At 61.2% G+C, this 13046-nt stretch carries 9 protein-coding genes; 4 read left to right on the forward strand and 5 right to left on the reverse strand.

Annotated elements, in window-relative coordinates:
- Positions 1-130 precede the first annotated feature (130 nt).
- Positions 131-1210 carry a patatin-like phospholipase family protein gene (locus GSQ88_RS29295; protein WP_159011275.1) on the forward strand — a complete coding sequence of 360 codons (1080 nt, stop codon included), beginning with the start codon at positions 131-133 and terminating at the stop codon, positions 1208-1210.
- A 19-nt stretch (positions 1211-1229) separates the two neighbouring features.
- Here the strand turns inward: GSQ88_RS29295 and GSQ88_RS29300 are convergent, their stop codons facing one another.
- Positions 1230-1964 (reverse strand): HAD-IA family hydrolase, encoded by a 735-nt coding sequence (locus GSQ88_RS29300; protein ID WP_159011276.1) that lies wholly within the window; start codon positions 1962-1964, stop codon positions 1230-1232.
- Positions 1961-2656: a GntR family transcriptional regulator gene (locus GSQ88_RS29305; protein ID WP_159011277.1), complete on the reverse strand. Its 696-nt coding sequence runs from the start codon at positions 2654-2656 to the stop codon at positions 1961-1963. The genes GSQ88_RS29300 and GSQ88_RS29305 overlap by 4 nt, the downstream gene beginning before the upstream one ends.
- Positions 2657-2762: 106 nt before the next feature.
- Between GSQ88_RS29305 and GSQ88_RS29310 the strand changes: the two genes are divergently transcribed.
- Entirely contained in the window at positions 2763-4142 is a 1380-nt protein-coding gene (locus GSQ88_RS29310) for an MFS transporter (protein WP_159011278.1), read from the forward strand.
- A gap of 104 nt (positions 4143-4246) precedes the next feature.
- Here GSQ88_RS29310 and GSQ88_RS29320 read toward each other — a convergent pair whose 3' ends face one another.
- Complete coding sequence (locus GSQ88_RS29320) at positions 4247-7033, reverse strand: bifunctional diguanylate cyclase/phosphodiesterase (RefSeq protein ID WP_246785112.1); 2787 nt, start codon at positions 7031-7033, stop codon at positions 4247-4249.
- Between the two features lie 235 nt (positions 7034-7268).
- Between GSQ88_RS29320 and GSQ88_RS29325 the strand changes: the two genes are divergently transcribed.
- Together GSQ88_RS29325 and GSQ88_RS29330 are read left to right on the forward strand one after the other, a co-directional pair.
- Positions 7269-7562, forward strand: a complete 294-nt coding sequence (locus GSQ88_RS29325) for a hypothetical protein (RefSeq protein ID WP_159011280.1) — start codon at positions 7269-7271, stop codon at positions 7560-7562.
- A gap of 122 nt (positions 7563-7684) precedes the next feature.
- Positions 7685-8080 carry a hypothetical protein gene (locus GSQ88_RS29330; protein ID WP_159011281.1) on the forward strand — a complete coding sequence of 132 codons (396 nt, stop codon included), beginning with the start codon at positions 7685-7687 and terminating at the stop codon, positions 8078-8080.
- A 44-nt stretch (positions 8081-8124) separates the two neighbouring features.
- Here GSQ88_RS29330 and GSQ88_RS29335 read toward each other — a convergent pair whose 3' ends face one another.
- Positions 8125-9615, reverse strand: coding sequence for an efflux transporter outer membrane subunit (locus GSQ88_RS29335; protein ID WP_246785113.1), 1491 nt, complete (start codon positions 9613-9615; stop codon positions 8125-8127).
- Positions 9616-9758: 143 nt separating this feature from the next.
- Entirely contained in the window at positions 9759-13025 is a 3267-nt protein-coding gene (locus GSQ88_RS29340; RefSeq protein WP_159011282.1) for an efflux RND transporter permease subunit, read from the reverse strand.
- Positions 13026-13046: the final 21 nt, after the last annotated feature.

Here is a 13046-nt window from a genome sequence, read left to right on the forward strand (position 1 = left end):
TACGGCAGGCGAGCGCACTGTCACCGCAATCCTGCGCGAGCAGGATGTGATTTGCGACGACGAACCGACATCGTCATATCGACCCCTCCGACGTATAATGCGCCGGAACGAGTTTATTGGGATTTCGGCGATGGATTCGAGTTCGGAGCGGGACGCGGCGGACAGGGCAGAGCCAGCTTCCAACCAGGCGAGTTCTAACCAAGTGAGGACCATCAACCTCGCCCTCCAGGGCGGCGGCGCGCATGGCGCTTTTACCTGGGGCGTGCTCGACCGGCTGCTGGACGAAAAAGACCTCGCCTTCGAGGGGCTGAGCGCGACCAGCGCCGGCGCGATGAATGCCGCGGCCTTTGCCTATGGGTTGGCGGTTGGCGGCCGCGACGGCGCGCGCAAGGCGCTCACCGATTATTGGAGGCGTGTCAGCGAAGCCGCCCGGCTCGGCCCGTTGCAGCCGACCCTGATCGACCGGATGCTGGCGGATCACAGACTGTCGTGGTCGCCGGTGTTCTCCATGATCGGCTTCGTGTCGCGGATGCTGTCGCCCTATCAGTTCAACCCTGCGAACTATAATCCGTTGCGCCAGGTGGTCGAGCAATCGATCGATTTCGACGTGCTGCAGCGGCCGGACTGTCCAGTGAAACTGTTCCTGTCGGCGACCAATGTGCGCACCGGCAAGGTGAAGATCTTCACCGGAAAGGAAATTTCAGTCGATGCCGTGATGGCTTCGGCGTGCCTCCCCACGATGTTTCACGCGGTGGAGATCGACGGCGAGGCTTATTGGGACGGCGGATATATGGGCAACCCCGCGATCTTCCCGCTGATCTATGGCTGCGAGAGCGCCGACATCGTCATTGTCCATATCAATCCGCTGTTCCGCGCGGAAGTGCCCCACTCCGCCGATGATATCCTCAACCGGATCAACGAAATCAGCTTCAACTCGTCGCTGATGCGGGAGATGCGCGCGGTCAGTTTTGTCACCAAGCTCGTCACGCAAAAGCGCGTCGATGGCGGGCTCAAGCATGTGCTGATCCACAGCATCTCGGACGACGCCTTCATGGGCGCGCTGACGCCCACCAGCAAATTCAACGCCGACTGGGACTTTCTGATTTTCCTGCGCGACCAGGGCCGAAAATGCGCAGACAAATGGCTGGCCGACCATTTTGCCAAACTCGGCGTCGAGTCCTCGGTGGACGCCGAACAGGTTTACCTCTGACGGCAGCGCGGTGCCGCGATCAGCCGACGGCGCCGTGCGTCGGCCGGCTTGCCTGGTGAGTAGCGACGAGTTCGGCCAGCGAGTTGACGGTCAAGGTCGGCTCGGCGGTCGCCGCCAGCGTAGCGCCGGTGCCTTTTTTGCCGTGGCGGCGATTGACCCACACCGTCGTGAGACCCAACTGGCGGCCGGGAATCATATCGTGGTGCTTGCTTTGTGCGATGTGCAGGATCTCGTCCTTGTGGATGCCTAATTCGGACAATTTTCCGAACGCCGCTTCGAAATGCGCGAGCCCCGGCTTGTAGGACCCGACATCCTCCGCGGTAACGGTGAACGCCATTGGAATGTCGAGGCGCTTCAGGGTGCCGGCAAGAGAGGCGTTGTCGACGTTGGAGAGAATGCCCAGCCGGTAATGTCGCGCGAGATAGCGCAGGCTCTCGACCGTGTCGGAAAATGGCGGCCAAGCCGGCACCGACTGCGCGAACGCCGTCGCGCGGGCTGGATTCTCCTCCCAGCCGAATTGCTCTTCGATATCGCGCCAGGATCGCCGCAGCACCTCAGGATAAAGCAACGCCGGGCGCGTCTGCTGGTGCCTTGCCTGCATCAGCGCAAACGTCGACACCACGAGATCAGGCGGCACCTGCGAATCCATCTCCTGCAGCCAGGGACGAACCAGCTCGGCGATGCCGGTATCCCAATCGATCAGGGTGCCGTAGCAATCGAAGGTGCAAGCCTTGAAGCGCGCGAAGTCGATCATCTGCCATCCTCGTTTGTTTGCCCTGGCGCCGACCACAATTGCGCTCGCACGCGGTCCGACGATTCGAGGGTTTGCTCGACGATCAACCGGCACGCTTGATCGAGATCATTGTTGCGGATCGCCGTCACGATCGTGAGGTGGCTCTCGATCCAGTTAGCGCCGAGGCCCGAACTCGCCCAGGCCGGCAGCAGGTACCGATTGATGCTCTGATAGAGGCCTGCAATCTGCGCCAGCAGCCGGGGGCGATCGGCCCGATAATAGAGGCTGCGGTGAAACTCCCAATGCAAACTGGCCCGTTGCAGCGGATCGGACGCCTTTGCCGCTTTGACCAGAAGCGTTTCGGAGTATTCGAAATCGCTTCGCGTCAGTCGCGGCGCCGAGTGCCGCAGCGCATGGGGTTCGAGCAGCACGCGCAGCTCGGCAATGTCGCGAAAATCGCGCGCCGAAATCATCGAGACCGTGACGCCGCGGTTGGGATGCAGCACCGCGAGCCCGTCCGCGATCAGACGCTGCAGCGCCTCGCGCACTGGAGCGACACTCACGTCAAACCGGGCAGCGACGTCGTTCTGCTTGAGCTGGGCACCGCCTTCGATGGTCCCCGTGAGGATGGCCCGACGAAGCTGGTCCGCGATCCAATCGGGCGTGGACAGTTTGGCACCCGGTCCGCCGGCGAACGCATCGATTGCGGTCATCTTGACAATTCCACGTTGATATTCGATTATCGATAATCGAATATCGATAATAATGCAATCGTTTTATCCGTTTTCGCGCGCTATCGCGCTCTTTTGGGGGTTGAGGATGATCGCCGATATCTCGGAAACGCTGCCTGCGGATGCCCCTGCCGGACCAGTTCCTGTTCTCCCAGATCTCGTTCTCCAAAGTACCGCCGTCCACGGCGCCGCTGGATCGTTCGGTCGTTCGGCTCTTGCGGCAACGGTCGGCACTACGATCGAATGGTACGATTTTCAGGTCTATGGGCTGGCCGCGGCGTTGATCTTCAACGGCCAGTTCTTCCCGAACTTCGACCCTGTCGCCGGCACACTGCTCGCGTTCGCGACATTTGCCGTGGGTTTTGTCGCGCGTCCGATCGGCGCCATCATCTTTGGACACATGGGCGATCGCATCGGCCGCAAATCGACGTTGATCACGACATTTCTTTTGACCGGCATCGCGACGCTGCTGGTCGGCTTGCTGCCGAATTACCAGACGATCGGTGTTTTCGCACCGCTTCTGCTGGTGCTGCTTCGCCTGATGCAAGGTATCGGGCTCGGCGGCGAATGGGGCGGCGCGGTCCTGATCATGACCGAAAGCGGCGCACAAAGCCGCCGCGGACTGCTCGGCAGTCTGCCGCAACTCGGATCTCCCGCTGGCCTCGTGATCGCAACGCTGGTGTTCGCCGGCACCACGGCTGCGATGAACCCGGCGCAATTCGCGTCGTGGGGCTGGCGCTTGCCATTCCTGCTCAGCATCGTTCTTGTCGTCGTCGGGGCGTTCGCGCGAATCTCGATGCCGGAGAGTTCTGCTTTTGCGCAGGCCAAGCGCAGCAACACGATCGCAAGGTTTCCCCTGCTTGAGACGCTGACGACGCAATGGCGGGAGGTGCTGCTCGCTGCCGGGCTGTTCCTGGTGACCAGCGGAGGGTTCTACGTCTACGTCACCTTCATGGTGGCGTATGGCTCGACCAGTCTGGGATTGCCAAGGCAGTTGATGCTCAACGGCGTTCTGGCATTCGCGATCGCGGAACTCGTGATCATCGCGCCTGTTTGCGCGTTTTCGGACCGCATCGGACGTCGCCCTGTTTTCATCATGGCCGCCTTGTTTACGATCGCATTCGCATTCCCGCTGTTCTGGCTGGTCAACACCAAAGTCAGTTGGTTGATCCTGCTCGGAATGGCGATCGGCGGGATCGCGAACGGTGTGCTGTTCGGCATCATGGGGTCGTTCGGACCGGAATTGTTCAAGACCCGGGTCCGCTATACCGGCGCATCGCTGGGCTACCAGCTCTCTGCCGCGCTGGGCGGCGGTTTGACGCCGCTAATCGCAACCGCGCTGGTCAAATGGGCCGACGGAAATTATTGGCCCGCGCCGGCATGGCTCGCAGGCCTGGCCCTCGTCAGCCTCGTTGCAGCTTTGTTGGCGCCTGAAACGCGCGCCAGATCACTTTCCCCGGAAAGCTAGAGCCTTTTCCGTTCCGATGGAATCGGAACGGGGCTCTAGTCTTTTGTTTTGACGCGTTTTCTTCACGCGAACCGGTGCCCACTTCGCTCGAAAACGCTCTAATCTCAGACCGCGTAACGCTTTGCCACTGTGCTCTTGGGCTCGTTCGGCAGGGCCGCATCGCGCAGGTCGAGTTGAGAGAGCGGAACGGGTCGGCCGAACAGATAGCCTTGCGCAATATCCACGCCCGCCTTGCGCAAATATTCGAACTGTTCTTCGGTCTCGATGCCTTCGGCCGTCGTCACGGTGCCAAGGCCCTGGGCCAGCGCAAGCGTTGAGGCGATCACGGCCTTGCAATCACGGCGATTGAGCACCCCTTGCGTAAAGGACTTGTCGATCTTGATCTTGTCGAACGGGAAGATCGTCAAATAGTTCACCGCGGAATATCCGGTGCCGAAATCATCGAGCGCCATCGAGATTCCGAGGCTCTTCAGCCGCCGTATCGTCGCCAGATGCGCTTCCTGATTGTCAAGCAACGCGGTTTCGGTGATCTCGAGCTCCAGCCGATCGGGCGGAAGGCCGGTCTCCAGCAAAATACGCAAGATCGTGTCGAACAGGTTTCCTCGCCTGAACTGCACCGCCGAGATATTGACCGCAAGCTTGACATGCGCGGGCCACGAAGACGCGTCCTTGCAGGCCTGCCGCAGCACCCATTCGCCGAGTTGGACGATCAGCCCGGTCGATTCGGCGAGCGGGATGAACTGATCGGGCGGGACAAGCCCCCGCGTCGGATGCCGCCAGCGCACCAGCGCCTCGGCTCCGCACAGCGTCCGGGTCTCGACCGAGATCACCGGCTGATAATGCAGCTCGAATTCCTCCCGCGCGATGGCGTCCCGCAGTTCGCTCTCCGCCAGTTTCTGCAGATCGGCGGCCTTGAGCATTTCATCCTGAAATACCCGAAAATCGTTTCGTCCGTTGGCCTTGGCGTCGTAGAGCGCAAGGTCGGCGCACTTCAGCAGCTGCTCGGATTCATTCCCGTGCACTGAACCCAGCGCCAGCCCGATACTGATTCCGACGCAGGTTTCATGGCCGCTCAAATCGAACGGTCGCGTGATCGCGCTGATGATCCGTAGCGCAAGCGCGGTCGCGCCCGCGCGCTGATCGGGCACGCCTTCCTGGATGATCGCAAACTCGTCGCCGCCAAGGCGCGCGAGCACGTCGGTTTCGCGGATTTCGGATTGCAGACGCCGGCCGACCTCGACCAGCAATTGGTCGCCGGCCAGATGTCCGCGCGTATCGTTGACGGCCTTGAATTTATCGAGGTCGAGCATCATCACGGTGACTGCGCCGCCGTTTCGCTTGAGCCGCGCGCTGGCTTCCTCGAGCCTGGCATTGAACTCGGCACGGTTGGCAAGTCCGGTCAGCCCGTCATGCCGTGCCAGATGAACGATCTCGGCCTCCGCGCGCCGCCGCTCGGTAATGTCTTCATGGGTCGCGAGCCAGCCGCCGTCCGCCATCGGCTTGCGGGTGACCAGTATGAAACGCCCGTCGGCGAATTCGTCGACCCGGCTCGAGGTGGTGTCTTTCGGAAGCTGGCCTAACGCGGAGATCTTGGCCTTGGCGGCGGAATCGCTGTTGTCGCCCTTGAGGATGCTGCGCAAGAAGCGATCGGCGATGATCGCATCGTGCGGCATTCCGACTTTGAGCAACTCCGGCGGCAACTGGTACAGTTGCGCATAGCGTTCGTTCCAGACCACCAGCCGCTTCTGGCCGTCGAACATGCAAAGCCCTTGCGTCATGTTGCTCAGCGCGGCATCGAAATGCATGTTGATCCGTTCGAGGCGCTGCTTTTCCAGCGCCAGCCGCCGCTGCGACGATCGATGCTGCCACGCCAGCCGCCGGACGATCAGGGCCAGGATGACCGCGATCACCATCGCCGACAAACCGGCGGCGATGATCAGGAATTTGGTTTGCGCCCGCCAATCGGCCAGCGCCGAGGCAACCGTCGTCGTCGCAACGACCGACAGGGGAAAGTGACGTAAAGCCTGAATAGAGGCCAGCCGCTCCTGACCATCGATCGGACTGATCAACCGCTTGGCGCCGTGATCCGAATTCAGCAAGTCCGTCTCACGCCCGGGGCCGATCTTGAAATTCCGCCCGATCATGGTCTCGACGTGGGGATACCGTCCCAACAATCCGCCATTGCGGTGGTGCATGGAAATCGTCGCGTCTTTTCCCAGCGCCACGGTCGAAAAGAAATCCTCGAATTTCGCCGGCGCGATCGCGCGCGAAATAACTCCGATGAATTGCCCGTCCGGTCCAATCACCTTGCGGGCGATCACCGTTCGCCATCCCCCGGAAAAACGACTGCGCACCAGCTCGATTTGCGGCTGGGTCACGTCCGGATTTGACTTCAGGGCCTTGAAATAGCTGCGGTCAGCGATGTTGACGTAGGGAACCGCCGGCACGACCGATGAATTGATCAGGAGCCCGTCTGCGTCATAGATGTTGATGCCGGCGATTTCGGAGGCCCCGCTGACCTTGGCCTTCATCAACAGGTGCATCTCGTGGGTGGACATCTCGCGCTTGAAATCATCGGGCGACGCGATGCCGGTCGCACGCATGTACCCGATGAGGTCGACCAGGGGAACTTGCAGATCGTCGAGTTGCTGATCGAAATGGCGCGCGAGCAACAGCACGGTATTTTGCAACTCGCGTTCGCCGCTCTCGAGCGCGCGCTCACGAAAATTGCTGATCGTCATCGCGGTCCCGACCGCGATCGCCGCAATCAGAAAAATGCCGCAGGCAACAAGCCAGCGAATCGGATCGCGCCGGTTCGGCGGTTCGCTGTCGAATAAGTCTTTTGTTTCCGCCGGCACCTCGCCGCGGCTGACAAAGCCCATGCCCAACATCACCTCGTTCCCCCTTGGACATCAATACAATCCAAGGGATGGAGGCGGCGTTAGTAATGTCGGTTACGAAACGGTTAACCCGGAGCTGTTGCGGACCCGGCATCCACAGCACTCCGCAAGGCCACAGCGCGAAGGCGATGATTAACCTTTTACAAAGCCCTTTGCATCAAAGGACCTGGCATCGAGGACCATGTATAATGGCGGAAACTCGTCATCCGGCGAAGGAGATGCGCGCATGAAATATGCGGCGATAGCGATCGTTACGGCCTTTATCGTGTTCGGCAATGGGCTTTCGGCTTCGGCCCAGACGTCGGTCGGGGGACCGAAAAAGCAAACGCAGGTAGGCGGCGCCGCCAAGCAAAGTTCACCCGTGCTGCCCGTCAACAAGACGGCTTCCGTCCCGGCTGCGAAAATAAATCCGCCCGCCAGGCCCCCGACCAAGCCGGTCACTGTCGCCGCGATATCGCGCAAGCACCTCAAATGCGCCGCGGGCGCCTGTGTCGCGAAAGGCTCGCGGCAACCCAAATAGCAGATCAGCTAAGGGAGGCTCGATACCAGCGCCTCCCCTGAAAGGTAAGCATCACTGTCATTTAGGGCGGTATGATAAAACCCGGAAGATAAAGCTGAATCAGTAATATAAAAAATAAGCTCTTGCGATTGCAGCGCGACAGAAGATATCTCTTTCAGCAGTTGATGATGGAATGTGCCATGCATGCCAACATGAATCTGCCCGCGAATGCGGCAAATAAATCCGGTCCGAAAGTGCCGGTTAGTGTTCGGGTAGGCGGCACCGCGGTTCGCGCGCTCTTCTTGATCATCCTGACCGTGCTGACCGCGCGGGTCGCGAGCCCCCAGGTTGAAACCTTCCGCTCCATGCTCGATACGCCGGGCGATTTGATTCGTGTGATGCTCGGCTTCGGGGTTTGCACCTTCTTCATCGTCAATCTTTTCATTCCGCCTCGCGACGCCGAGGGGTATCGGACCTGGATGTATCTCGGGCCCGCGCTTTTGCCGCTATCGGTGCTTTGCACATTTGTCGTCTGGTAAATTCGCGTCGCCTGGCAAATCCGCTCCATCGTCAGATCTGCACTTCAGATATTGGGCTGAACCGGTGGCTCTCCCATCGCGCATTGCCGCCAGTCCGACGACGTGCAGCCGGCCGGCCATCCGCCGCCAAGCGCCATGAACAGTGCCGCGGTATCCGACAGGCGGTTGGCATCGGTTTGCACCCGGACAACCGCGGCGGTCAGGTAGGTCTGCTGCGCATTGAGCACGGCGAGCTGGTTGACCTGACCGGCGTTCAACTGCGTCTGAACGATATCGAGGCTGGCCTTGGCGGCGGTTTCCGCACGCACCGCGGCCTGCACCGCCCTGCTATCGGTCTGCAGCGCGCGTAACGCATCGGCGACATTCTGGAATGCGGTGATGACGGTGGCGCGATACTGCGCTTCGGCCTGGTCGAGTGCTGCTTCCGCCGCCTTCTGCTTGCTATAGAGTGTGAAGCCGTCGAAGATCGGCGCGGTTGCGGCCGCGCCGATGGTATAAAATCCGGTTCCCGCCGCAAAGCTCTGCGGAAGGTTGTAGGCCGCCGATCCGCCATTGGCTGAGAGAACGATATTCGGCAGCCGGGCGGCGATCGCCACCCCGACCTGAGCGCTCGCCGAATGCATGTTAGCTTCCGCCGCCCTGACGTCGGGCCGCTGATCGACCAGCCGGCTGGGCAGACTGACCGGCAGGTTGGTCGGCAGCTTGAGATGCGCAAGGTCGAATTTCTGGACGATCTCGTCGACCGACAATTGCCCGGCGAGCGACGTCAGGAGATCGCGTTGCTGGGCGAGTTGCTTCTCCAGCGGCGGCAGCAATTGTTCGGCCTGCGCCAGCGCCGCATCCTGCGCCAAGACGTCGGCTTGCGCCGCCTGGCCGAAGCTGAACTGGCGCCTGAGAATATCCAGCAGGTCGCGCTCGATCCCGATAATGCGTTTGGTGGCCGCGATCTGGCCACGCAGCGAGGCTTCCTGGATGGCGGCGGTCACGACATTGCTGGTGAGCGCGAGATAGGCGGCATCGAGCTGAAACAATTGCTGCTCGGCCACCGCGTCCAGATTCTCCACCGCGCGCAGATTGCCGCCCCAGATATCCGGCGTGAAGCTCACCGTCAGCTGGTTGGTAAAGAGGGTGTATACCGACTGCGGTCCCGTCGTCGGTATCGGCGGGATCTGGCCGGGATTGGAGATCAGGAATTTCTGCGACGTCGAATCGCCGCTGAGCTGCGGAAAGAACAATCCACGCTGGGCCAGCGCGTTGTATTGGGCGTTCCTGATCGCGGCCTCGGCTGCCTGCAGATTTGGATTGTGGTCGACCGACTGCTTGATGAGATCGTTGAGCGGCTGGGATTTGAACGCAGCCCACCACCGCGCCGACACATCCGCGCCGTTGACGAAATGCTGACCGGCCACGCGAGGCCCGCTGCGATCCGCGGCCGGCGAGGCAAGCTTTCCCGGGACGTAGCCGTTGACGTCGGGCGCCACCGGCGGCTGAAAAGTCGGTCCCACCGCGCAGCCCGAAAGTGCCGCCGACAGCATCGACGCCCCGGCCGCGCAAATCAGCGCGCGGCGGCCGCGGCCAAACCGGGCGCGGCGCGGCGCGGCGTCCATCGCCGGAGCAACCCGTTCCGAACGCAACATATGGCTCGTCTCGCTGTGGGATCCCGACATCGCCATTCCAATCACGTTTCCAGCCTGCTGTCGGGGCTGCTCTCAGCGGCCACGGCGCCTTCACTGTCATGCACGACTGCCCCGTCCCTCGAGAGAAATATCTTGCGCAGCGCCGGCGCCACCACCAGCAGCAGCAACGGTCCGATAAACATGCCGCCCACCACGACGGTTGCCAGCGGCCGCTGCACCTGACTTCCGATGCCATGCGAAATCGCGGCCGGAAACAATCCCACCCCCGCGGAGAGCGCGGTCATCAGCATGGGTCGCATCCGCTGTTCGGCGCCGTGGAACACGGCTTCGGCGATGTCCATCCCCTGGGCCCTGAGCTCGCGAAAATACGTAATGTTGAGAATTCCGTCCATCACGGCGACGCCGAACAGCGAGATGAAACCGATCGCCGCCGACACACTGAAATCGAGCCCCGCGAGATAAAGCGCGATCAAGCCACCGCCGATCGCGAACGGAATCCCGGCCACCGCCAACAGACTGTCGCGCAACGAATTGAACAGGCCATACAACAAGACCAGGATCAACAGCAGGGTGATCGGCACCACGATCATGAGCCGCTGCTTGGCATTCTGAAGATCTTCGAACTCACCGGCCCAGATGATCTGATAGCCATTCGGAAGCTTGATGGCGTCCGTGACCCTGCGCTGCGCTTCCTCGACCGTGCTGCCGAGATCGCGGCCGCGAACGCTGAACTTGATCGGGATGAAGCGCTGGCTGCGCTCGCGATAGATGAACGACGCGCCGGTATCGAGCGAGATATCGGCAAGCTCGCTGAGCGGAACATAGCCGCTGTTGCCGGTCGGCGTTTGATAGGAAACCTTGACGTCACGGATGGCGTCGATGCTGTTGCGATATTTGGGATCGAGCCTGACCGCCAAATTGAACTGCCTGTCGCCCTCCAGAACCGTCGTCGCGTTGGTCCCACCAAGGGCTGCCTGCACCACGGTGTTGACGTCGCCGGTGTTAAGACCGTAGCGCGCGGCCTTTTCACGATTGACCTTGATGTTAAGGTTGGGTTGTCCCAGCAGATGAAAAATGCCGAGATCGGCGACGCCCTGGACCTTCGTCATCTCGGCCATCACCTGGGTCGCGAGCGATTCCAGCGTCTCGAGGTTCGGCCCGACGATCTTGACCGAATTGGCGCCCTTCACGCCGGACAGCGCTTCCTCGACATTGTCCTGGATATATTGCGAGAAGTTGAAGCCTATTCCGGGCATCTCCTCGCTGAATTCCTTTTGCAATTCGTCGGTCAGTTTTTCCTTGGTGAGGTCGGCGGGCCACTCGTCGAACGGTTTGAGCGGCGCGAACAGCTCGACGTTGGAGAACGGCGAGGCGTCGCTGCCATTGTCCGGGCGCCCGTGCTGCGACACCACCGTGATGACTTCCGGATGCTTCAGCAGGATCTCGCGCATCTTGCGGGTCGCGGCGGTTCCGGCTTCCAGCGACATCGTCGACGGCATCGCCGCCCTGATCCAGAAGTTGCCCTCCTCCAGGGCCGGCAGGAATTCACTGCCGAGCCGGGATGCCGCCGCCACGCTCAAGGCGAGGAAGACGCAGCCGACCAGAACCGCGACCTTGAGGTTTCCAAGCGCCCAGCGCAGCACCGGCGTATAGCTCTTGCGCAGCGCCCGCACGATGATGGTTTCGGTTTCCTCGATGTGCCTGGGCAGCAGCAACGACGCCAGCACCGGCGTCACCGTGAAAGTAGCGAGCAAGGCGCCGGCGAGCGCATAACCGTAGGTTCGCGCCATCGGTCCGAAGATCTGACCTTCGACCCCCTGCATCGTGAACAGCGGCACGAACGCCGTGACCGTGATCGCCGCGGTAAAGAACACCGCTTTGTCGACCTGCAACGCGCTGACGAAGATGACGCGCAGTCGCTCCGTCCAGCGCTGGGCCGCGGTGGTCGGGCCGTGCGCCGACGTCGGATCCGGCCCCCAATAGCCCTCGCCCAGATGCTGAAGCAGGGTTTGGCGGTGTTCGGTGTTGGACTGGAAGTTGCGATAGATGTTTTCCATCATGATCACGGCGGAATCGACGATGATGCCAAAATCGACCGCGCCGAGCGACAGCAGGTTTGCGTCTTCTCCCTGCAATACGAGAATGATGATGGCGAAGAACAAGGCGAAAGGAATATTCGCGCTGACGATAATGGCGCTCCTGAGATCGCCCAGGAAGATCCATTGAATGAAGAACACCAATAGACAGCCGAAAATCAGATTGTGCAGAACAGTGTGCGTGGTCACCCCGACCAGCGAGCTGCGATCGTAATAGGACACGATCTTGACCCCGGCCGGCAGACTTCCGTCGTGGTTGAGGCGTTCGACCTCGGCCTGAACCCGCGGAATGATGTCGTTGGTATGCTGCGTTCGCCCCATCACCACGATCGCGGCGGCAACGTCATCTTGGTGATCGCGGCCCGCGATGCCAAGGCGCGGCACATACCCCACCGAGACGGTCGCGACGTTCTTGACCTGGATTGGAAGACCATTGGACTGGGTCAGGACGATATTCTCGATGTCCTGGACCTTGTAGCCCTTGGTGACGTCATCGGCGCCGCCGCTGTCGATCAACCCGATGCCGCGGATGTTGACCGACTGCTGTCCGATACTGATCTCGCGGCCGCCGACATTGATATTGGCGTTGCCGAGCGCCGTGATCAATTGTGGAATCGTGACGTTGTAGGCCTCGAGCTTTCCGAGGTCCGCGTCGACGTTGAACTGCTTGGTGGTGCCGCCCCAACTGTTGATCTGCACCACGCCTGGAATGGTGAGCAGGCGCCGAGTGACGACATAATCCTGTAAGGTCCGCAGATTGGTCAGCCCGAAATGCGGCGGACCGACGATCTGGTAGCGGTAGATTTCTCCGACCAGGCTGGATTGCTGGATTTGGGCAACCTGATTGCCGGGCAGATTGACGTTCTGCTGCAGGCTGGTCGCGGCCTGCGTCAGGGCGAAATAATAATCGGTCCCGTATTTGAAGGTGACGCGGACAAACGACAGCCCGTAGAACGAGGTCGAGCGAATACTGACGACGCCCGGGGTCGGATACAGCCCGACCTCCATCGGTATCGTATAATATTTCTCCATCTCTTCGGCGGACAGACCGGCCGCCTGCGCGGTGATCTCCAGAATGACCGGCGCCGGATTGGGATAGGCTTCGATGTTCAGCCGCGAAAAGGCGACGAGTCCGGCGGCGCAAAACACCACCAAGCCCAGCACGATGATGGCGCTGCGCGTCAACCCGAACACAAGAATGGACTTGATCACGAACACCCCACAGAACGCATT

This window comes from Bradyrhizobium sp. S69 (assembly GCF_009766005.1).
Taxonomy (GTDB): Bacteria; Pseudomonadota; Alphaproteobacteria; order Rhizobiales; family Xanthobacteraceae; genus Bradyrhizobium.